We start from the raw sequence: 21,734 nt of genomic DNA, 5'->3' as shown, positions 1-21,734 counted from the left end.
TATAGCTGCCAGCGCTTATTCCTTGAGCGCTAGCGGCACTTTTTATTCAAAATTCGGTTACCCTCGCCGCCTTACCCTCAGGAATGCACCATGAAAAAACTCAACGTCACCATCCAGCTTGAAATGTCCGTGCCCGACGACTGGGAGCTGGTGGGCACCTCGGAAGGCACCCCTGTGCTCAAGCTGCCCAACGGCACCTTCATGGACGTCGCCATCGAGCCCCTGTTTGCCACCAACCCCGAAGAAACCTGGAGCAGCACTGACGATGACGACGTGCTCAACGACGTGCTGGACATGGTGGACAGCGAATCGGTGACCTACGAGTTCGTCACCCACTGATGTCCTTGTGATGGGGCTGGTGGTGTGCCGCATGCCATGCGGTGCACCGCGCCTGCGCCTTCCCACCACATCAAAATTGATAGCTGCCAGCGCTTATAAAATGCGCCCTGGCGGCTATTTTTCTTTGAAGCCACCTCTGCTCTCCCGCACCCTCACCGCTTCGCACTCCATGCACTACCCCCACCGCCGCACCCTGCTCACCACCCTGGGTCTTTTGTCTTTGCCGGGCGCCAGCTGGGCGGCCAAGCCGCAGCCCGCCGCGCCCGTGGTGTGGCCGCACGCGCTGCAGGTGCCGGGCGGCGTGGCACGCCTGTCGCTGGGGCCTGCACCACAGCGCCCCCGGGTGCAGGTGCGCCAGGGTGATGCCGACGTGCCGGTGCTGGTGGTGGGCGATGCCATCGAGTGGACAGCGGTGCTGGGCATCCCATTGGCCGCCGCCGTGGGCAGCGCCCACGCCACGCTGCTGGCCAGCGGAGCAGACACCCAGCTGGCGCAGGCCCGGCAACTGCCCTACACCGTGGCGCCCAAGCGCTACGCCGAGCAGCAACTCAAGGTATCGCCCCGCACGGTGGATTTGGCGCCCGAAGACCAGGCCCGCTACGAACGCGAGCGCGACCACCAGGCCCGCGTGATGGCCACCTGGAGTGAGCCCGCAGGCGGTGCTTTGCCATCGCTGCGCATGCAGCAGCCCGTGCCGGGGCGTCGCTCCAGCTCGTTCGGACTGCGGCGGGTGTTCAACGGGCAGTCGCGCAACCCGCACAGCGGCATGGACATTGCAGCCGCCACGGGCACCCCCATCGTGGCCCCGCTGCCTGGCACCGTCATTGACACGGGCGACTACTTCTTCAACGGCGGCACCGTGTGGATGGACCATGGCCATGGCCTGCTCACCATGTACTGCCACCTGAGCAGCATTCAAGTCCGCGTGGGCGACACCGTCCAGACGGGCGAAGCCTTTTGCAAGGTAGGCGCCACGGGCCGCGTCACCGGCCCCCACCTGCACTGGGGCGTGATGCTCAACCGCACCATGGTGGACCCGGCCCTGTTCATTGAATGACAATGCAGCAGCGGCCCTCGGGCCAGCTTTGTGCGTCCTTCACGTCCTTCACGCCCTTCAACGTTTCGCCCCCTGCCGCTCCGCCCCCTTCACCCGCCACCACCATGCCCAGCACCCGCCCTGCCCCCAAAGGCACACCACAAGCCGTATCCCCCGCCGCCAGGCCCTGGCCCCGTGCAGCGCTGTGGGCCGCGGCATGTGCCGCGCCCCTGCTGGGCAGCGGCTGCGCTGTAGTGGCCGTGGCCGATGCCGCCGTGACAGTGGTCAGCACCACCGTGAAGGTGGGTGCCACTGTGGTGGGCACGACCGTTGATGTGGGCGCCGCAGGCGTGCGGGCCGTGGTGGGCAAGGGCGAGGACTGAGGGCTACAACCCTGCCGCGCCACCCCTCGCTCGGAATAAACGCCCCTCACCGCACGCCCCACGTTTGCAACGGCATGACGACGCAGCCCCCACGCCGCCCCACACTCTCGCGCCCTGCAGCCGCCCCGCGCACAGGCCCGGCCAAAGCCACGCGCCCGTCCCAAGCGCCCGCGCGCAGGCCCGTGACCGAGCGCATCGCCCCCGAGGCGGTACAGCTCATCTGCTTTAACAAGCCCTACGGCGTGCTCAGCCAGTTCACCCCCGAGGGGCAGTGGCAGGGCCTCAAGGACTACATCGACCTGCCCGGCGTGTACGTGGCCGGGCGGCTGGACGCCGACAGCGAAGGGCTTTTGCTGCTGACCAACGATGGCAAGCTGCAAGCCCACATTGCCGACCCGCGCTTCAAGATGGCCAAGACCTATTGGGTGCAGGTGGAAGGGGTGCCCGACGAGGCTGCCCTGGCCGCACTGCGCCAAGGCGTACAACTCAACGACGGCCCCACCCTGCCCGCCCAGGCCCGCTTGCTGGACCCTGCCCCCGCCCTGGCGCCCCGGGTGCCGCCCATCCGCGAGCGCAAGTCAATTCCGACCGCATGGCTGGAGCTGGTGATACGCGAAGGCCGCAACCGCCAGGTGCGGCGCATGACCGCCGCCGTGGGCCACCCCACCCTGCGGCTGGTGCGCGCCGCCGTGGGCCCCTACACGCTGGAAGGGCTGGCGCCGGGGGCATGGAAACAGGTGGCGGTGCAGCGAATGGAGTGAGAGGCACGGCCCCGGGGCGAAAGTGACCACGGCCCCACAAGACCTTGGGCGTGTTGCAGTGCTATCGAGCGAGCTTCTTTGAACTTGAAATATCCGTTCGGGTTGAGCTTGTCGAAACCCTGCGCAGCGCTTCGGCAAGCCTGTCCTGAGCCCGTCGAAGGGCTCAGCGTGAACGCCTTAAGAAGGTCCGTGCCGGATCCATCACAGCAAGACCGTAGCAACCCGCTCAGGCGTACACGTTCACAAACATCCCGGCACTGACGCCACCGGCCACGCGGCCGGAAGCACTGAGCAAGCGGGTATTTTCAGGAGGTGCCGCAGGCGCCACGGCCTGGGTCTGGGACTGGCTGGCCGTGCGAGAGGCTGGGTCGTTGGCCGCCGCCAGATTGCGCCGTGCACTGACCGACCGCTGGCTCGCATCGGCCGACTGGCCACTCAAATCATCGGCCCGGGCCTGCTCTTGGTCAGCGCTGCGCTGGGCGGCCTCGGCCTGGGTTTGCAGGGTTTGCGCCGTTTGCTCAGCCTGCAGGGCTTCGCGCCGGGCGGTCTGCACGGCATACGAGTTGCTGGGCGCGGCTGCGGCGCTGCTGACGGCGGTGACCATGGTGAACTCCTAACGCGCGGGTGGCGTGCGGTGGGGGCTGGGGCAGGATGGGTCAGGCCACAGAGGCCGCGCCCTCGCTGGCTTGGTAGGCGCGGCGCACTTGGGCATCGCGCGGGTTGGTGCCGCTGGCACGGTCGGCATTGTTGGCGCCGCTGGCATTGCCCTGCGAGGCCACCGCGCTGGCTGCCACCGCGTCATCAGCGTCCTGGCGGGCCTGCGCAGCATCACTGGCTTGCTGAACGTTTTCACGGGACTCTTCCCGGGTCTGCTGGGCCGACAGCTCTTGCGCTCGGCGGCTCAGGGTCACAGTGGTTGTGCTGGCCGGGGTGGCGGTGGTGTCTGCCGCCTGCGATGCGTTGCGGTTGCCCACCGTGGCACGGCCCGCAGGCTGCACCCCGTCGGTGGGGTTCACCGCGCCGTAGCGGCTCACAGGGTCGATGCGGGGCTGAACGGAATCCATGGCTGTCTCCTGTTGCAGTGCAGAAAACCAAATCGTCCCGCAATCGGCACCAAAAGTAAAGGCCAGGGCGGTGAACGCGCCTGGCCTGGGTTCAGGGTTGAGCCCCTGGGGAGGGGGCGAATATCCGTTTTAACTGCCTGCCGAGACCTCGGCGGGCACATCATCGGCCACCAGGTAGCGCTTGATCAGGTCAAAAAAGCTGTCGTAGAAGCTGTCAGCCGCAATGGTCTCGCTGCCCACCTTGACCAGCGAGTCGCTGCTGGCCGCAATGGGCAAGGACACCGACCCCAGCGCCCCCACCCCCAGGCTGGCCGAGTTATTGGTTTTGCGCAGGGTGTAGCTGTCTTGCAGGGCCGTCACAAAGCCCAGGCTGACCTTGCCGCTGGGAGAGTCGGGCACGCACACCACCCGAATGACCATTTGCAAATGGGTCTCGGCACTGGGCTGGAAGCTCTTTTTGCCCTCCACCATCTCGGCCGTGGTGGTGTTGATGAGGTAACCCTGGCTGAGCAAGGCGCGGCGCGAGGCTTCGCAAGTCTGCGCAGGCGTGGCATCAAACAGGCGTGAATAGGTGGCGACCGAGCCAAACTTCTCCTGCGGGCCATAGAACTTGGGCGCAGGGCCGGTGGCAGCGCAACCTGCCAACAGGGCCGCCACACCAAGGGCGGCCCAGGGCGTCAGTCGCCCCGCCAAAGCCGACAAGGCGCCACCAACGTGTGCGCGTAAAAGATGCTTCAAAACCGTTTTCTCCAAACTGGGCATGTGCCGTGTGCTGCGCCCTGCCGATGGCTTGCGTGGCCCACCGGTGTGAAAGGGTAGCCTGTTTTTGGGGCGGCCCCATGAAGCCTAGGGCTGTCGCACCCCAAAGCCCCCAGCCGTACAGCAAAGAAACCCACCAGGGCAGAGCCCCCAGGGGAGGCGGGAGTTCCCCTTCTTTGCGCACGGCCCGTTCACACCGCCGTGGCTGCGCCACAGGCTGGCAGCCTATCAACGCTATCACTTCAATAGCTGCCAGCGCTTTATCCATAAGCCTTAGCGGCCAAAAACTCTCAATACCCTCAACCCATTTCATCGCTTTTTGGGTTGCACCTTGCCCGGGGCTTTGGCTGGCCCCTTGGCGGCGCCCCTGGCCTGGCCCTTTTGGGGGCCCTTGGCCTGGCCTCTGGCCTGCTCTTTGGCGGGCTCGCCACGCTGGTAAAAAATCTGGCTTTGCAGGTTTTGCGCGATGGGCTTGACCTCGTTGTTCCACTGCGCGGCGTACTCTGGCGTGCACAGGCCCTGCGGCGTGGTGTCGTGCACCTCACGGCTGACCTGGTAGCCATTGGCGGTGCGCTGGTAGGTGGCGCTGTAGTTCAGTGCCTGGTTGCGGGTTTGCAGGTTGGGCGGCACACGGTTGAAGGCCACGCCCGCGCCCAGTTCCACGTCATAGGTTTCGTAGCTGTGGTAGCCGTAGCAGCCCGTGCGGCGGCGCGGCAGGTGCTTTTCTTCGGCTTCGGCCAGGCGCGCAATGCCCATGGGCAGGTTCAGCACCGGTGCCAGTACAAAGGCGCCGCGCTTGCCTGCCTGCAGGTACTTGGCGATCTCGAAGGTGATCGAAAAGCTGTAGCTGTCCGACAGCTCCTTGGCTGGGGCCAGGTCGCCCCGGTCCAGCACGCCCTGGCCCTTGAAGCCCCCGCTCGCCAGCATGTTGCGCACAAAGTCGCGCTCGCCGTCGCCCTGCAAATCGGCCATGTAGCTGCGCATCTGGGCCGCAGCCAAGCCTTTGAAGGAGGCCTTCAGACTGCCCCTGGCGCTGCCATCGGCGGCGATCTGGATGCTGGTATGCGCACGCTGCTCCGTCAGGTCGGCACTGCCGGGCGGGATGCTGGCCAGCGCCTTGTCTGCGCCCACATGGATCACCGGCTTGGCGTAGGCACTGCCGGGCAGGTAGCCAAAGGGCACCTGCTTGGCGGTGGCGTCCAGGTACATCTTGAAATCGGGCAGGTAGTTGATGACGTGGTTGACGGTGGACACCACCGGCGTGGCGGGCAGGTCGTACAGCTCGCCCGCATTGATCAGCACCTGCTCGCTGCGCACGCCCACCGCTGTCAGCAAGGCCTGCAGCAGCGTGGCGTGGTCTTTGCAATCGCCCATTTTGTTGTCGAGCACCACGTCCACATCGCGCGGCACCACGGCCCCCACGCCAATGCAGTTGCCGCCGTAGGTGATTTGCGTGGACACCCACTCGTACAGCAGCCGGGCGCGCTCGCGCGGGTCGGTCTGCGTGCCCACGATGGACTGGGCCAGCGCCTCAATGCGCGGTGTGGGCCGTGCCTTGGGCAGGGCGCGCTCGCCATAGGCGCGGGCAATGCTCTCGTAGTCGGCAAACGTGCTCGCCAGCAGCACGGGCGATTCGTCCAGCCGCCAGATGCCGGCGTCGGCCTCGTCCCAGGCCTTGGGGGTGGTGTTCTGGTAGCGCCATTGGCGCACGGTGGCGTCGCCCTCTTGCACCGGGGGCTGCTCTTGCAGGCCGTGGGCTTCAAAGCGCAGGTTAAGGCCCTTGGGCGCGCGGATGGTGATGCGGCTGTCCTCGTGCACGCCGTATGGCGAGAAGCCTTGCATGACAGAAAAAGCGCCCGCAAAGATGGGCTCTTTGTCATCAATGCGGTAGCGCATGCCCACCGAGTCGCCCACGGCGAGGTCCGGGAACACCACGGAGATGCGGGTGCGGTCAGAGAACAGGGGCTTGGCGCCATCGCGGCCATCGCTCACCACGGTCTGGTAGTTGGTGGGTGGCACCGGTATGCGGCGGCCATCGGCCTTGAGGGTGTAGGCCTCCAAAATCTGCGCGGACTGGATGCCTGCGCTGTAAGAGAAGGAGAACGACTTCATGCGCTCCAGCGCGCTGGCGTGGGCCACCTGGTGCTGCGTGGCGTAAGACACCGAAGACTTGCCATCGGCCGCCACGTCATAGTCCACATGCCACAGTTGCGACACCACCGGCACACCAGCGGCGGCCCCCGCTGCAGCGGCTGCGGCCTTGGGCGGCGTGGTCTGGGCGCCTGCCCCCACACCCCAAACCGCCAGGGCCCACAAAGCCCCGGCCGAGCAACGGCGACCCCATTGGAGGTAATTGAACATAGTCGGATCGGTTTCCTGTGATTGGTTGGAGGCAGCCCGGGGCGCTGAACGCATCCATCGGGATGGATCGAGCCATCGCTTCTGGTGTCACTCCTGCTGTCGCGGGTATACCCATTCGCCAGCGGGGCGCCTTGTGCCTGCGCAAAAAAGCCCGCCCAAGGCCCGTCAGGGGCCCAGGCAAGCGGTGGCATCTTAGTGGCGAAGTGGGCCGTTTACCCCGAAAAACGCCGCAAAGAAACATCCAGAAACACAACGGCAAGCAGCGTTAACAATGGCCTCACGCGCACGGGCGGCCCCACGAAAGAAGCCCGTATAGTGGCGCCCCTTTGCCCTTTGAATTGAACAGGTGGTGCAGGCGCTGGCATGTGGGCCGCCGCTGCCGCACGGCACCACAGACTTGGATTTTTGTGCCTGTAACGACCCTGCTTTGCCTCGTCATTGCCATCAGCGATGGCGACACCCTCACCGCCCGCTGCGGCCAAGCCGGGGCCTACCGCCCCCTGAAAGTACGCATTGCCGCCATCGACGCGCCCGAGAGCAAGCAGGCCTTTGGCCTGCGCTCCAAGCAAAACCTGGCGCGCCTGTGCTTCAAGCAGCAAGCCATGCTGCAGCCCCTGCAAAAAGACGACTACGGCCGCACCGTGGCCAATGTGCGCTGCAGCGGCCAGGACATTGCCGCCGCGCAGGTGCGCGCGGGCCTGGCCTGGGTGTACACGCCGTATGCCAAGCAACACCCGCAACTGCAGCCGCTGCAACAGCGCGCCCAGGCCCAGCATGTGGGGCTGTGGTCGCAAAAGCGGCCCCAGGCGCCGTGGACGTACCGGCATCGGCAGCACCCGCGTTAACTCAGATCTGCAGGCCTGCCCGGCGGCCCTCAGCGCAGCAACGCCAGCACGCCCTGGGGCAACTGGTTGGCCTGCGCCACCATGGCCGAGCCCGCCTGCTGCAGGATCTGCTGGCGCGCCAGGGCTGCAGCCTCGACCGCAAAGTCAGCATCCACAATGCGCGCGCGGCTGGCCGACAGGTTCTGGCTGGTGTTCTGCAGCGTGGACAGGGTGGTCTCCAGTCGCGAAGACTGGGCTCCGATCACTGCGCGCTGGCCGTTGACGTAGTCCAGCGCCCGGTCCACCGCCACGATGGCCTGGGCTGGCGAGAGCATCACATCCAGCGTGCTGCGCAAGCCCAGCGCACTGAGGTTGACCGCGCCGACCCGGGTTTCCAAAGTCTGGTTGGCATTGGCCCCCACCTGGAACACTTTGCTGGTCGTAGAGCCGCCCGAGGTGGCAATCGCCTCGAACGACTCCGTGAAGCCGTCCAACACGTTGGTGCCCGATTTACTGCCGCTGTTGGGCACCGTACTGGTGGCGGTCTTCACATCCCCGCCATCCACATCCAGCCCCCCGATGGCGCCGGTGTCTGCGTTGTTCAAGTCAAACGCGCCGATGAACGCAGCACCCGCCGCTGCAAACTGGGTTTTGAAATCGGCCGCGCTGGCAAACTGCCCGCTGGACACGTTGGCCAGCGCCTGGTCCAGGGTGGAGCCGGGGTTGCTGTTCAGGTAGGTGAGCACCTCCTTGATGCCCTCGCCCCCCGCCGCCTTGATGCGGCTGTGCATGTAGCGCGCTGCCGAGTAGCTGGCCGAGTAAAAAGCGCTGGTGTTGGACGGCCCATTGATGGCCGCCGCCACAGCGGCGGCACTGGAGCTGGCCACGTCGGCTTTGACGCGCTCCTCCGCCCCTTGAATGAACTCGGCCGTGCCCTCCACAAACCACAGGTGGTTGCCCGTCAAGTCCTGCCAGTTGGTGGCGCGCGCCATCACGGCGTGCACCATTTCGTGGGCAATGATGCGGTCGTTGTAGTACGGGGCCGAGCCGCCGTTGGGCAGGTTGGGCGGCACAAAGTCGGCCATGTCCACCTGCAAGACAAGATTGGTGCCCCGGCCTTGGGCATCAAAGCCCGTGGCCTGCACGTAGGCCGCCACACCCCCGGCGTTGTCAGTAAAGCCGGTGTAGCGAATGTCCAGCGCCGCCCCATCGGCCTGGATGCCATACAGGCGGGAGATCAACTGCTCGCTGCTCTCCAGCCAGCTGCCCACGCTGGTCATGCCATCAAACACAGCCAGCTGGTTCTCGTCCCCCACCGCACTGGCCCGGCTGGAGTCAAACACCGCCATGCCGTTGAACTGGGTGGCCAGGGCAGACCGGTCAATCTCTGCCGCCAGCTGCGCCACTTCGGCCTGTATGGCCTGCTTGTCTGAGGCGCTGTAGGTGCCGTTGGCCGCTTGCACGGCCAGCTCGCGAATGCGCTGCAGATTGCCGCTGACGCCAGACAGCGCACCCTCGGCCGTTTGCAAAAGGGACAGAGCATCGTTGGAATTGCGCGCAGCCTGGTTCAGCCCCCGGATCTGGCTGGTGAAGCGCTCGGATATGGCCAGCCCGGCGGCATCGTCCTTGGCGCTGTTGATGCGCAGGCCCGACGACAGGCGCTGTATGGACAAGGCCAACTCGCCCTGCACACGGCCCAGACTGCGCTGCGCGCTCTGCGACATCACATTGGTATTGACGCTCAGCCCCATGGCAGTTCTCTTGGTTTGTCTCCAGACAGGCAGCGCGGGCTCCAGCCAGGGGCCCGCAACGACGCATGCTCCACTGCGCCAGCAGCGGTGGAACCTCCCTCTTTGATCGGCTCTGTGAGGGTTATCGGACGCTGGGGCGAAAACTTCTGGGAAATGTGAGGGACGCGTCGCACCAACTTTTCTGTGCAGGTACCCGACATGACGATGGCGCGGCGGAACTCAAGCGTCACGAGCGGCGGTAGGAGCGGCAGGACGTGATCGCACGCCAGTGGTCAAAGGTTGCGAGTGGCTGAAACCGGCCATAAGCCGTCGGTCGTGAGCGACTGCTTTCTGCATGGTCCTTGGCGCGTTTCTGACCGCCCGATGTGTAGCCGATGCTTTCCACCCTCTCTGCATTACATCCACTAGCTGACTGAACGACAGCCGATTCATAATTTGGAGGTCTTGAGCGTACTTCTTGTCGCAGAAAATACTGCCTTGACCTGCCCCAGTGGGTGAATTGCACAATATGGAGGTGCATGTTGGAAGATGCCAAGATCAATGCATTAGCTAGTCAAGTCCTAGCAGATATCACTCGTGATCTCAATGAGAGCATATACACCAAACTAGGAGGGGAGCTGACGATTACTTGGCGAGGGGAGAGAAGATTCGGCGCCTTCGCGTCCTCGTTAAGTAAAGCGGGAGAACCGCCGAAACATCGAGTAACCATTTGCGATGGGTTAGCAATCCAAGTGTGGCGCGATGCTGAGGATCTATGCAAGTTCTTGCGAAGTATTCCCAAAGATTCCGGCGTTGATAAGCTCTATGACTTTTTCGGCGATAGGGTAAAGCTCCCCCAAGGCTTCCGAGATGAGGATCTAGTCAAGAACATATTCTTCGCGGCTATCACATGGGTTTATTTTCACGAGATCGGCCACCTCATGCAAGAGCATGGGGTTATCCGCGCCGAGTTCGCGGAGGGACATAGCGACTCAGTGCCGGCTACCGACGTTCACGATTTTGAAGCTGCAAACTACAAACGTCTTTTTGGGAGAGAGGCGCTTGTCTCTCATGTTACAGAACTGGCAGCCGACTTCGAAGCGACGCACCTCTTTGTCAGCGATCTCATTCGACACGTCAAAGACTCAGATTCCGTCGATGACCAGAATCGAACCGAAGTTTTATCCGGCTTGCTATACCTGATGGTGTGTGGTCTTTCTCTAATTTTCTTCCGCTTCAATGGCAATCAACCAATACTGCCGACAGCGGTCATCGAAGGCTCTCATCCAAATCCATTGGTTCGATTGGAAATCATCGTGCCTCAGATCTTCGAGAGCTTAGACTTGATAGGGAAAGTTGTAGATCATGGCCTTGATCGCAGAGAACTCGTATTGCTTTGCGGTAAAGCTGCTTTTTCGGCCACGTTGTATTGGTCAACGACTAAATCGGAGAAGCACGAGTTTGATAATCAGTTCTTGCTCAAAGGCCTCCTCGCCAATCCAGTCGTTCTCCAATATCTACAGCCGATTGTAGTCTGCTGGGAAGAAATGTTGCCCAGAGTTAAAGAGCTCCGCCGCTTCGGCTCAAAATTGGGTTTGATGACTTTTACTGAATCTTTCAAAGTGCGCATTGCTGAAGTGATTACATGGGGGAATGGTCCAGAAGCAAAGAAAATTGCATCCTCACTACCTGATGCAATGACCTAATAGATCTACATGGTTCCTGATTTTTATTAGGACAAACATATGGCTTTGTGGCAACAGTCCCTCCTCTCTCGCGTATGACTTCAAATGTCTGTTCTAGGGGAGGTATCGACACGTGGACCGGCGCCTTTGGGCCCGAAGCCGCCGTTGAACCGCGCCACCCGGAAGCTGCCGCTGATTCACGGCCCGCTGGCTCACAGTCCAAAACGTGCTGTTGGAATGTCCGGTCCCTGTCAGCTGGCAAGCTATATTTTGGCAACGTGAGACTTACCGGGTTTCGCGGAATTTTTACACTTGTACTTTTGAACAGCGCATGACCTGCAACCCCAAGCTGCAAGCCGCGTTCAGGAGGAATCAATGTCCAGAATATCCCGCGCGGTCCAGTTTGTCCCGCAAGGTTTGCGGGATACATTCTTTGCCAGATCGATTCCGATAGTGACAATGTCAGTCATGGACTTCCCCTTCCAACAAACGAGTGAGTTGATGAGAGATCGAACTTCCCATCGTGGCACCTGGATGCCGTATTGCGCAACTGTGCGGTTCACTCGGGACGGGGAAGTCCCTTTCATTCGTTAGGCCACTAATGCATACCGAATCGTTCGGATACTGGAAGTCTTTCCCTGCTCTTGCGGTTGGTGCATTCGTTGGATTGCTGGTGCTCATTGGCCTTCGCGTTGAGTATTACGACGTCATGCAATACGAACCGAACATGCATCCTGCAATCGCGTTTTATTTCTCGCCCTTCCTTCTCGTTGTTGTTCTAGCCGCTTCGCTACCCCTCGAAACGCTGTTTCGGGTATGGCACAAACCGTCGTCCCATGTTCAGGCTGGTTTTATCGGCGCAGGCTACGCTACGCTCCTCACGTGGTGGGCGTTTCCAACGCACTGGTTCATATTTCTTGTTCTCAATCCGGTGGTTCTTCGTACCGTCGTCGGCCTAACATTACGTTCAAGGCGGACGCGCAAAAGCAGCGCACCGCTCAGCTAACTCGTTGTGTGTCCGTTTTCGCCTTCCACCACTGGCTGCTTGTGGCCGATTTCGGCCGGCGCGGTACGGTGGTGAGGCCTGCATCGCAAACACTTAGCATCAGCGGTAATCAAGAAGCCGGGTCGGATGGTCGGCTTTGATAACTTGGCCCCGGAATCTGACGTGCCAATCCGGGTCCCACTCTTTGTTTGCGTGTATGTGAAGACCATCGTCCACGCGCACAACATCGAGAGGCAGCAGGTCGTCAGCGGGTCGCGCGAGAAGCTCAACCTCATCGCCAGGTTCAAGTATTACCTGCTCAGGAACCATCTCAAGATACAGCGTCAGAAGGCTGGCCGTCTCGTTCTTGAACCGGCCAACAACAGGGTAATTTTCTGGCGTCATGGCGAAAGTATGGTTATGGCCGACTGTAGCCTATTGATTGAGCAACTCAAATGGGAAAGTTGGTCGAGCAAGGTCGAGCCGGGAGGCTGCTAGTTCGGATACGGGTTGCTATTGGATGACTGGTGCCATCGAGCCAAGGCCGCTCGTTGAAGCTCGGCAGAGTAACGTGCCTGCAGTGCCATACATCGGGAGTTATCGAGCGCGCCCTCTGCCGTGGATATGGTGGAGCCGCTGCACAAAAAGAGGTACAGGGCCGCTAGTTCCTCAAGTCGGGCGGATGCCGACTCCACCTCAAAGAGTTCAAGGTCGTTTTCGCTCGCCTCAATCGTGACCGAAGGCTCATTGTTTGTTCGGTCGGCGATGTAGAGCGAAGTCCAAGTACGGCTGTTGACTGGATGAGAGTTTCCTTCCGTATCGACATTCCATCCAGGACCGAATAACAAATCAATGAAGACTCTAAAGTCCGGCCGTTCTCGGTCAATTTTTACGAGGTGCATTCAGAGACAGTTCCAAAAGTACGCGGGGCAGTTCCTTGACAGACCTTGATGGGTGACCGCTTTTCGCCAAACGGAGCGGTGCCGGTGACGGGCCGGTTTTGGCCGCTATCGGACCTGGGCGGCGTGTCGCTTGACGAACAATTTCGCATCGGCCAAGGTCGCAGGGTACTGCACGAGTAGTCCGCTGGGCTGCTCTCGGATGGATTGAAAGCGGAACCCCTGGCTGACCAGATACTCGACCTTGCGCCACTGGTCAACGTCGGTCATTTTGGGTGCGGAGAACTTGCGATTGAGCATCACCATGGGTCCTTGACACTGCGGGCAGAGTCGAGGGAGCGCTCGCATTGGCTTTTTGAAGGACTTACAACACGAGAAGCAGACATGCGGGAACAGGTACTGCTGCTCTTGGCGCGGCTTAGCAAAGTACGAATGGTGTCTGAACTTCTTCATGGTTCTGGTCCGGGTTCGGAGGGCAGCTTTTGGCCGAATTCTGCCTCACAGAAAACAGAGACAAAGAACTATTCGGGTTGACTTGCTGGCGCGGGCAACTAGAACTGGTATTCAAGGCAAGGTGCCTCAATGGGTTAGTAAGGATTGAAACGCCTTTGCAGTAGGCCATTTCTTCATATTCCCCTTCAGCCCGGAAAATACCGACGAATCGAGCCCACTGCGATGGCAGTTTTCTCAATTTCTGTCACAAGGGCCCGCCCAGCAAGCTGCGCCACAAAGCGTTAGCATGCGAATCAATCTCATGCGCGGCTTGTGCTGCCCCTTCACGTGACGTCTTCCACCTCCCTCCCGCCTGTGGCTGCACCAGCCAGCATCTACCGCCACCCCGGTTTTCTCTCCTTCATCAGCGCCCGCCTCATGGCGGTGTTTGCCACCCAGGTGCAAGCCGTGGTGGTGGCCTGGCAGGTGTATGACCTGACGCGCAACCCGCTGGCACTGGCCTACGTGGGGCTGGCGCAGTTCCTGCCCATGCTGTGCCTGTTGCTGCCTGCGGGCGATTTGATCGACCGCTTCTCGCGCAAGAACATCCTGGCCATCAGCTGGGCGGTGGGGGCCTTGTGCAGCGCCGGGCTGTGGTGGCTGTCGGGCCACGGCGCCAGTGGCGTGGCGGGCGTGTACGCCGTGTTGGTGCTGTTTGGCTGCTCGCGGGCGTTTTCGGGGCCCGCGCTGCAGAGCCTGCTGCCCCAGGTGGTGCCGCGCGAGCAGCTGGCCCAGGCCATCGCGGCCAACAGCATGCTCATGCGCTCTGCCAGCATTGGCGGCCCGCTGTTGGGGGGCGTGCTGTATGCCCTGGGCGGTGGTGAACTGACCTTTGCCCTGTGCTTTGCCTGCTTCGCCATCGGCACTGCGCTGCTGATGCGCGTGGCCACGGCCCACGCCAGCCCCGTGGGCCCCGCGCTGGGCACCATGTGGCAGCGCTTCGGCGCGGGCATCCAGTTCATTCGCTCGCGCCCCATCATCCTGGGCACCATCTCGCTGGACCTGTTTGCTGTGCTGCTGGGCGGCGTGGTGGCCCTGCTGCCCATTTATGCCAGCGAGGTGCTGCACGTGGGCCCGGCGGGCCTGGGCGCGCTGCGCAGCGCCGTGGCGGTGGGCGAGGTGGGCGCGGGGCTGTACCTGAGCATGCGCCCCTTCAACCGCAAGGTGGGCCGCACCATGTTTGTGGCCGTGGCGGTGTTCGGTCTGGCCAACTTGCTGTTTGCGGTGTCGACCTGGTTCTGGCTGTCGTTTGCCGCGCTGCTGGTGGCGGGGGCGGCCGACATGGTCAGCGTCTACATCCGGGGTGCGCTGGTGCAGTTCTCCACCCCCGACCACATGCGCGGCCGTGTGAATGCGGTCAACATGCTGTTCATCGGCTCGTCCAACGAGCTGGGCGAGTTCCGTGCAGGCACCAGCGCCGCATGGCTGGGCGTGGTGCCCGCTGCTGTGCTGGGCGGCTTGTGCACTCTGGGCGTGGTGGGCGGGTGGACGCTGGGCTTCAAGCAACTGCGCACGGTGGATCGCTTTGAAGAAGCGGCCGAGGCGACTGGCGCCAGTAGCACGGCTGGCGCGGCTGGCAACGCACCGTAGGCGGTACAAAGAACCGTCGCCAGAAGGCGGCGCACAACGGGTCCCACAACGCAGGTCCCAAGCAGGGCCCAGAGCCCTCCCATCTGCATCAAAGTGCAACCGCTGCAGCTGCCTTCATGTCGCGCAGGTAAAGCCTGTGGGCACGGGCTTGCATGCCACGGGCAAGGTGCGGCAGCATAGGCGCTGAGAGCCCTTGGAACCTGTTCATAGATGTCCTGTGTGAGGCCCCATGACCCCTTCTTCCGCGCCCCCCACCGCCATCGCCCGCCGCAGCTTGCTGGTGAGCCTGCTGGGTTTGGCAGCTTCGGGCGCATCGTGCACGTCAACCGCGCCACGCCCCGCCCGCAGTGCACACGCTGCGCCACTGCCTGCCGGCGCCACAGGCCCTGACACCTGGGGAGTGGCCGACGAGCGCACCACCGCGCGCCTGCTGGACCGTGTCACCTGGGGTTGCACGGCGCGGGGCGCGCACGCCCTGGGCGCACAGGGCGCCAGAGGCATCGGCGCCTACCTGGCCCAGCAGCTGCGCGCGGGCACCACTGCGGCACTGCCTGCTGCCGCCCAGGCGCAGATCGACGCCATGGTGATCTCGCGCACGCCTATCGAAGCCCTGGCGCTCGATATGGAAGCCCGCCAACGCAAGGCCAAAGCCCTACCGACCGAAGACGAGCGCAAGGCGGCTTTGAATGCCTGGCAGCAGGACATGCGCGCCCTGCAACGAGAAGCCGCGAGCCGCCACATGCTGCGCGCCCTGTACTCCCCCACCCCCTTGCGCGAGAAGATGACCTGGTTCTGGATGAACCACTTCAACGTCTTCGCGGGCAAGGGCAACCTGCGCGCCCTGGTGGGCGACTACGAAGAGCGCGCCGTGCGCCCGCATGCGCTGGGGCGCTTTCGCGACCTGCTGGGCGCCACCGTGCGCCACCCGGCCATGCTGCACTACCTGGACAATGCCCAGAATGCCGCAGGCCGCATCAACGAGAACTACGCCCGTGAGCTGATGGAGCTGCACACCCTGGGCGTGGACGGCGGCTACAGCCAGCAAGATGTGCAAGAGCTGGCGCGCGTGCTCACCGGCGTGGGCATCTCGCTGCGCCCGCTGGGCGACGAGCCACCGCGCATGAAGCCTGCACTGCGCCGCTACTACGTGCGCGAAGGCCTGTTCGAGTTCAACCCCCAGCGCCACGACTGGGACCCCAAGACGCTGCTGGGCCAACCCCTCAAAGCCGAGGGCCTGGCCGAGGTGGACGAGGCGCTGGACCGGCTGGCACGCGCCCCGGCCACGGCACGCTTCATCACCCGCAAGATCGCGCTGTTCATGGTGGGTGACAAGCCCACACCCGCGCTGCTGCAGACCCTGGCCCGCGCGTTTGAGCGCACCGATGGCGACATTGCCGCCGTGCTGCAAGCACTCTTTGCCACCGCAGAATTTCGCGCATCGCTGGGCCAGCGGTTTCGCGACCCGGTGCACTACGTGCTGGCCAGCCTGCGCCTGGCGCACGGCGACGCGGTGCTGCCCAGCGTGGAGCCCGCACTGGGCTGGCTGCAGCGCCTGGCCGAGCCCCTGTATGGCCGCGTCATGCCCGACGGTTATCCGCTGGACGCTGCCGCGTGGTCCGGGTCAGGGCAAATGGCCAGCCGTTTTGACATCGCCCGGGCCATTGGGGCTGGGGGCGCCGTAGGTGCTGGCACCGCCGTGGCGGCCCCGGCACCACCGGACATGGGCATGGCCCCGTCGCGCGCACCTGCGGCTGCGTCTGCACCTGCGGCTGCTGCCCGCACGCCCCCACCCTTGGCGCAAAGCGCCTACGTGCAGGCCATGCTGCCCAGCCGATCGGCCGCCACGCGCCAGGCACTGGAGCAAGTCACATCCCCGCGCGAATGGAACCTGCTGTTCCTCGCGTCGCCTGAGTTCATGTACGGGTGAGGACGCCATGGCGCACATCCCCCTGAGTCGTTTAGCGCCCCGGGCCAGAGCGTGCAAATCCATGTGCCGCCATCGAAGCCATACGCCCGGCTATTGAAAGGACTGTTCCATGCTTCGCAGGCACCTTCTACAAGCCCTGGGCGCCAGCACGCTGGCCGTTGGCAGCGCGGGCGTGCTGGCCGCACCACAGGCACAAGATGTGCGCTTTCTGCTCGTGTTCTTGCGTGGTGGGTACGACTGCGCCAGCCTGCTGGTGCCCACGGGCAGCAGCTTTTATTACGAGTCGCGGCCCAACATCGCCATTGCCCGCCCAGGGCAGCAGGGCAGTGCCCTGCCCCTCACGCACGACTGGGGCCTGCACCCTGCGCTGGCGGGCTCGATGCTGCCGCTGTACCAGCAGGGCCAGCTGGCGTTTGTGCCCTTTGCGGGCACCGACGATCTCTCGCGCAGCCACTTCGACACGCAAGACAGCATGGAACTGGGCCAGCCCGTGGGTGGGCGGCGCGACTACCGCTCCGGCTTTCTGAACCGGCTGGTGGCCGAGCTGAACCCACGCGCCGGTGCCCGCTCGGCGCTGCTGCAGCCCATGGCCTTCACCAGCACCCTGCCCCTGGTGCTGCGCGGCGCGGTCGATGTGCCCAACACCTTGCTCAGTGCAGGCGCTGGCCGGGGCGGCGTGGATGCACGGCAGGCCCAGCTCATCGCATCCATGTACCAAGGCACGGCACTGGCAACACCCGTGGCCGAGGGCTTTGCCACGCGCAACGAAGTGGCCCGCACCATGCAAGGCGAGATGGAGGCCGCCAGCCGCAACGCGCTGAGCACCAAGGGCTTTGAGGGCACGGCCCGGCGCATGGCACGGCTGATGCAGGCGCGCTACCAGATCGGCTTTGTGGACGTGGGCGGCTGGGACACCCATGTGGCGCAGGGGGCCGCCACCGGGGCGCTGGCCAACCGGCTGGAAGAGCTGGGCCAGGGCCTGGCAGGCTTTGCCGACGAAATGGGGGCGGCCTGGAAGTCCACCGTGGTGGTGGTCGTCAGCGAGTTTGGCCGCACCTTCCGCGAAAACGGCAACCGGGGCACCGACCACGGCCACGGCACGGTGTTCTGGGTGCTGGGCGGCGCCTTGCAGGGCGGGCGTATCGCGGGCGAGCAGCAGGCCCTCACGGCCACCACCTTGTTCCAAAACCGCGACTACCCCGTGCTCAACGACTACCGCAGCGTTCTGGGCGGGCTGTTTGCGCGCCTGTACGGGCTCAACGCGGCGGCGGTGGCGCGGGTGTTTCCGGGAATGAAGGGGACGGATTTGCAGCTGGTTTGAGGCGGCGTGGGGTTGCACGCCCAACGGTGCGCGACACCGATTGCTATATTTTCAATAGCTGCTAGCGCTTGTAATGAAAGCGCTAGGGATGCTCTGCACGAATCCCTCTGAGATGTGCTTGAGCCAGTGTGCAGGCGAGGACAATACGCTCATGAAGCAAAGCAGCCTGGGCCTGAGCAATACCACCAAGCGCACCCGCAAGCGTGAGTTTCTTGATGCGATGGAGTTGGTGGTGCCCTGGGTCGAGTTGGTCTCGCTCATTGAGCCTTATGCCCCAGAGATCGGACGCCGGGGCCAGCAGCCCTTTGCAGTGCAGACCCTGCTGCGTATCCATTTCATGCAGCAGTGGTTCAAGCTCAGCGATCCAGCCATGGAAGAGGCGCTGCACGATGTGCCAGCCTTTCGTGACTTTGCCGGCCTGTCTCACTGGGACGAACACATCCCCAGTGAATCGAGCATCCTGCGTTTTCGGCATCTGCTAGAGCGCCACAAGCTGGCCGATCAGATACTCGCTACGATCAATGCACTGCTGCAAGCCAAAGGGCTGCAACTCAAGGCAGGCACCGTAGTGGATGCAACGCTGATTGCGGCGCCGACGTCCACCAAGAACGAAGGCAAAGCACGAGACCCCGAGATGCATCAAAGCAAGAAGGGCAACGAGTGGTACTTTGGCATGAAGGCGCACATCGGGGTGGATGCTGACTCTGGGCTGGTGCACAGCGTGCGCGGCACCAGTGGCAATGTGAACGACGTGATTGAGGCCAACAGCCTGCTGCACGGGCAAGAAACGGATGCCTTTGGTGATGCAGGCTATCAAGGTGTAGACAAGCGGCCCGATGCTAACAAGAGTGTCCGCTGGCATGTGGCCCTGCGACCAGGACTGCGTCGGGCTTTGGACAAAGACAAGCCTCTTGAGGCGCTGATCGACCAACTTGAACGCACCAAGGCCAGCATCCGCGCCAAGGTAGAGCACCCTTTCAGGGTGCTCAAGCAGCAGTTTGGGTACGTGAAGGTGCGCTACCGTGGGCTCAAGAAGAACACGGCGCAGATCGTCACGCTGTTTGCGCTGTCAAATCTGTGGATGGCAAGGCACAAACTGCTGATCAGCCAGGGACAGGTGCGTGTGCAGGGGGCGTGATGCCCAAAGATCAAGGGCCAATGGCCCCCGCGCAGCGTCTGAGGGCGCACTGCTCAGGCCGAAGTTACTCAACGTGAGTGCTTTTAACTTCGCTCTGCGCCGTGGAACAACCACACCCGATTCGTGCAGAGTTTCCCTAGAGCCTGTTTTATTGAAAAAACACGCCCCTCAAGCGTTGAAGGTGCCCGACAGCAACTCAGGCAACCGCGCCACCCCCATCCGAAAGCCGCACGCCTGCGCGTGGCCGCCGCCGCCCATGCTCTCGGCCAGGGCGATGCAGTCAAAGTTGCGCTGCGCACGCAGGCCGGCCTTGACGCCCTTGTCGCTGGCGCTCCACATCAGCGCAAACGTGCCCGTCTTGGCCGAGAGAATGTCGCCCACCAGGCTATGGAACATGCCCGGCGCATTCACCATCAGCCCGGTGATGCCGTTGAAGACCAGGGGCTGCGCGCCCTCGGCAATGTCGTGGGCCATCTTGCGGTACTTCTCGTCCATGGCGCCGCCACGGGCCATGAAGGCGTCCAGCTGCTCGGGCGTGAAATGGGCGATCTCCTTCCAGCGGGCGAAGTCCTGGCCCTCCATATCGAGTGCCGAGAGGAAGGCCGCGCTTTGCGGAAACTCCCACTTCCAGATGTCGCGGTCTTCCACGTACTGCAGCAGCGCGGGCACGGGCTGCTCGGGGTGAAAGAACTCCCAGGCCAGGCGGGCGCCCGACTTGCTCATGTCGAAATGCACCACACCACAGCGGCAGGCAAAGCCGGTGAGCTTTTCTGCGGCGCTCTTGTGGTGGTCCAGCATCACCAGCTTGGCCGCCTGCGCGTCGATGGCGGTGAGGATCTCGGCGGAGAAAGAGAAGTCGAGGATGTACACCGCACGCCCCGCCAGCGCAGGCAGGTCGGCCACGGTCTGCACGTCGCCGTGGTCCAGCCCCACATATTCGGCCCGGTCGCCGTAGTAGAGCCACGCGGCCAGCGCGGCGCCAAAGCCGTCAGGGCAGCGGCGGCCATGGTAGAGCACCAGCGGAGAAGGGTCGTCTTGGCTGGGGGCAACCAGCAGTTGCAGGGGAAGAATGGTTTTTTTCGTCATGACCCTGCGATTGTCGCCTGCACGTTGCCTGGTTTTCGCCTTAGGCAAACTATGCGCGGCAAGGCCAGCAAGCCAGGGCATGCCAGGCAGCCAGGCCTTACACGGGCAGCCAGCGCCACCAAAAGGGCTTGCGATCTTCCTTCGCGCCGCGCGCTTGCAGCAGCGCAACGAACTCGCTGCGCTGGTAGCGGCGTGCCGCTTCCAGTGGGGTCATGTCGTCAAAATCTGAGCGCAATTGGGGGTCAGCGCCATGCGCCAGCAAGTAGTGCGCGATCTCGCGATGCCCATGGATGAGGCTCGCCACCAGTGGCGTACACAAAATCTCGGGGTGCTGGTAGTTGGGGTTCACGCCCGCACTGATGTGGTGGCGCACCAATGCCAGATCGCCCGCCACAGCGGCGGCATACATGTCTTTCCAATCTCCGGCAGACATCCCTGGGCATCCTTTCTGCAACGCGATCGGGTCAGTGTAGTGAGCGCCGCGTGCGGCACAATCCGCGCCTTCCCTGATAACTTGCCCGCAACGCTCGTCGCCTTTTCAACGCCCATGCACACACCATTGCACATCCTCTGGCAAGACGAGCACCTGGTGGCCGTCTACAAACCTGCGGGCTGGCTGGTGCACCGCACGGGGCTGGATGCAGGCGAGACGCGCTTTGTGATGCAGACCCTGCGCGACCAACTGGGGCAGCATGTGTACCCCGTGCACCGGCTGGACAAAGGCACTTGCGGCGTGCTGGTGATGGCGCTGCACAGCGATGCGGCGCGGGCGCTGTCGCAGGCGTTTGAGCAGCACGCCACCCACAAGCGCTACCTGGCCATGGTGCGCGGCTGGCCCCCCGCCGAGGCCGAGGTAGACCACCCCCTGCGCCCCGACGACGCCCCGCCCGACGCCCCCGTGCAGGACGCCCACACCCGCTTTCGCACCCTGGCCCAGCTGACCCTGCCGCAAGCCAGCGACCCGCGCTTTGCCACCACCCGCGCCGCGCTGGTCGAGGCCGTGCCCACCACCGGCCGCCGCCACCAAATCCGCCGCCACCTCAAGCACCTGGCACACCCCATCATTGGCGACGCCACGCACGGCAAAGGCCCCCTCAACCGCTGGTGGGCCGAGCGCCTGGGCCAGCAGCGGCTGTGGCTGCACGCGTGGCAGCTGAGCTTGCCGCACCCGGTAACGGGCGAATGGCTGCAATTGCACAGCGGGCTGGCACTGCCTGCCATGGCGCAAGACACGCCCCAGCCTGGCGGGCCAGCCACCACGCCAACGGCAGACTGGCAGCACTTGCAAACCCAATGGCCGTGGGAATGGTTGCCACCTGTGCGCCAAGCCGCAGCCACGGGCCCGGCCTGACGC

General features: G+C 63.7%; 21 protein-coding genes. 12 read left to right on the top strand and 9 right to left on the bottom strand.

Annotated elements, in window-relative coordinates; all coding sequences use genetic code 11:
- Positions 1-90: 90 nt before the first annotated feature.
- The 4 genes from CLU86_RS05515 (at position 91) to CLU86_RS05500 (ending at position 2,519) form a co-directional block, all read left to right on the top strand.
- Positions 91-339, top strand: a complete 249-nt coding sequence (locus CLU86_RS05515) for a hypothetical protein (RefSeq protein WP_099655203.1) — start codon at positions 91-93, stop codon at positions 337-339.
- A 169-nt stretch (positions 340-508) separates the two neighbouring features.
- On the top strand, positions 509-1,396 hold the full coding sequence (locus CLU86_RS05510) for a M23 family metallopeptidase (RefSeq protein ID WP_099743320.1): 888 nt from the start codon (positions 509-511) through the stop codon (positions 1,394-1,396).
- A 104-nt stretch (positions 1,397-1,500) separates the two neighbouring features.
- Positions 1,501-1,758, top strand: a complete 258-nt coding sequence (locus CLU86_RS05505) for a hypothetical protein (RefSeq protein ID WP_233194820.1) — start codon at positions 1,501-1,503, stop codon at positions 1,756-1,758.
- Positions 1,759-1,832: 74 nt separating this feature from the next.
- The gene (locus CLU86_RS05500) at positions 1,833-2,519 is read left to right on the top strand and encodes a pseudouridine synthase (protein WP_099740924.1); all 687 of its coding nucleotides are present in this window, start codon (positions 1,833-1,835) and stop codon (positions 2,517-2,519) included.
- Positions 2,520-2,745: 226 nt separating this feature from the next.
- Here CLU86_RS05500 and CLU86_RS05495 read toward each other — a convergent pair whose 3' ends face one another.
- The 4 genes from CLU86_RS05495 to CLU86_RS05480 all read right to left on the bottom strand — a co-directional run bounded on the left by CLU86_RS05495 (position 2,746) and on the right by CLU86_RS05480 (position 6,703).
- Entirely contained in the window at positions 2,746-3,123 is a 378-nt protein-coding gene (locus CLU86_RS05495; protein ID WP_099655201.1) for a hypothetical protein, read from the bottom strand.
- A gap of 52 nt (positions 3,124-3,175) precedes the next feature.
- On the bottom strand, positions 3,176-3,583 hold the full coding sequence (locus tag CLU86_RS05490) for a hypothetical protein (protein ID WP_099740923.1): 408 nt from the start codon (positions 3,581-3,583) through the stop codon (positions 3,176-3,178).
- Positions 3,584-3,712: 129 nt separating this feature from the next.
- Complete coding sequence (locus CLU86_RS05485; protein WP_369803874.1) at positions 3,713-4,264, bottom strand: DUF2242 domain-containing protein; 552 nt, start codon at positions 4,262-4,264, stop codon at positions 3,713-3,715.
- Between the two features lie 387 nt (positions 4,265-4,651).
- Positions 4,652-6,703 (bottom strand): DUF3857 and transglutaminase domain-containing protein, encoded by a 2,052-nt coding sequence (locus CLU86_RS05480; protein WP_158236310.1) that lies wholly within the window; start codon positions 6,701-6,703, stop codon positions 4,652-4,654.
- A gap of 407 nt (positions 6,704-7,110) precedes the next feature.
- Here CLU86_RS05480 and CLU86_RS05475 point away from each other — a divergent pair, with 407 nt between their 5' ends.
- Positions 7,111-7,548 carry a thermonuclease family protein gene (locus tag CLU86_RS05475; RefSeq protein ID WP_099743315.1) on the top strand — a complete coding sequence of 146 codons (438 nt, stop codon included), beginning with the start codon at positions 7,111-7,113 and terminating at the stop codon, positions 7,546-7,548.
- Between the two features lie 29 nt (positions 7,549-7,577).
- Here the strand turns inward: CLU86_RS05475 and CLU86_RS05470 are convergent, their stop codons facing one another.
- Positions 7,578-9,278, bottom strand: coding sequence for a flagellinolysin (locus tag CLU86_RS05470; protein ID WP_099740920.1), 1,701 nt, complete (start codon positions 9,276-9,278; stop codon positions 7,578-7,580).
- Between the two features lie 518 nt (positions 9,279-9,796).
- Here CLU86_RS05470 and CLU86_RS05465 point away from each other — a divergent pair.
- Positions 9,797-10,963 (top strand): hypothetical protein, encoded by a 1,167-nt coding sequence (locus tag CLU86_RS05465; RefSeq protein WP_143226664.1) that lies wholly within the window; start codon positions 9,797-9,799, stop codon positions 10,961-10,963.
- 580 nt (positions 10,964-11,543) lie between these two features.
- Positions 11,544-11,948: a hypothetical protein gene (locus CLU86_RS05460; RefSeq protein ID WP_099740918.1), complete on the top strand. Its 405-nt coding sequence runs from the start codon at positions 11,544-11,546 to the stop codon at positions 11,946-11,948.
- Positions 11,949-12,047: 99 nt separating this feature from the next.
- On the opposite strand, the gene CLU86_RS22555 is transcribed toward CLU86_RS05460, so the two are convergent.
- Positions 12,048-12,332, bottom strand: a complete 285-nt coding sequence (locus CLU86_RS22555) for a hypothetical protein (RefSeq protein WP_143226663.1) — start codon at positions 12,330-12,332, stop codon at positions 12,048-12,050.
- A 602-nt stretch (positions 12,333-12,934) separates the two neighbouring features.
- Positions 12,935-13,132, bottom strand: coding sequence for a hypothetical protein (locus CLU86_RS23010; protein WP_099740916.1), 198 nt, complete (start codon positions 13,130-13,132; stop codon positions 12,935-12,937).
- A gap of 474 nt (positions 13,133-13,606) precedes the next feature.
- On the opposite strand from CLU86_RS23010, the gene CLU86_RS05445 reads away from it, so the two are divergent.
- From CLU86_RS05445 to CLU86_RS05430, 4 genes are all read left to right on the top strand, one after another.
- Positions 13,607-14,908: an MFS transporter gene (locus CLU86_RS05445; protein ID WP_233194818.1), complete on the top strand. Its 1,302-nt coding sequence runs from the start codon at positions 13,607-13,609 to the stop codon at positions 14,906-14,908.
- A 229-nt stretch (positions 14,909-15,137) separates the two neighbouring features.
- Entirely contained in the window at positions 15,138-16,835 is a 1,698-nt protein-coding gene (locus CLU86_RS05440) for a DUF1800 domain-containing protein (protein ID WP_099740914.1), read from the top strand.
- Between the two features lie 109 nt (positions 16,836-16,944).
- A complete protein-coding gene (locus tag CLU86_RS05435; RefSeq protein WP_099740913.1) occupies positions 16,945-18,156 on the top strand; it encodes a DUF1501 domain-containing protein in 1,212 nt (403 codons plus the stop codon).
- A gap of 151 nt (positions 18,157-18,307) precedes the next feature.
- Positions 18,308-19,294 (top strand): IS5 family transposase, encoded by a 987-nt coding sequence (locus tag CLU86_RS05430; protein WP_099740912.1) that lies wholly within the window; start codon positions 18,308-18,310, stop codon positions 19,292-19,294.
- Between the two features lie 168 nt (positions 19,295-19,462).
- Here CLU86_RS05430 and CLU86_RS05425 read toward each other — a convergent pair whose 3' ends face one another.
- Together CLU86_RS05425 and CLU86_RS05420 are read right to left on the bottom strand one after the other, a co-directional pair.
- Positions 19,463-20,380 (bottom strand): DHH family phosphoesterase, encoded by a 918-nt coding sequence (locus CLU86_RS05425; RefSeq protein WP_099740911.1) that lies wholly within the window; start codon positions 20,378-20,380, stop codon positions 19,463-19,465.
- A 97-nt stretch (positions 20,381-20,477) separates the two neighbouring features.
- Positions 20,478-20,813, bottom strand: coding sequence for an ankyrin repeat domain-containing protein (locus CLU86_RS05420; RefSeq protein ID WP_099740910.1), 336 nt, complete (start codon positions 20,811-20,813; stop codon positions 20,478-20,480).
- A 114-nt stretch (positions 20,814-20,927) separates the two neighbouring features.
- Between CLU86_RS05420 and CLU86_RS05415 the strand changes: the two genes are divergently transcribed.
- Positions 20,928-21,731: a pseudouridine synthase gene (locus CLU86_RS05415; RefSeq protein WP_099740909.1), complete on the top strand. Its 804-nt coding sequence runs from the start codon at positions 20,928-20,930 to the stop codon at positions 21,729-21,731.
- Positions 21,732-21,734 lie beyond the last annotated feature (3 nt).

Origin of the sequence: Acidovorax sp. 62 (genome assembly GCF_002754495.1) — a bacterium.
Classification (GTDB): domain Bacteria; phylum Pseudomonadota; class Gammaproteobacteria; order Burkholderiales; family Burkholderiaceae_C; genus Acidovorax.
This window is presented reverse-complemented; position numbering and strand designations above follow the sequence as displayed.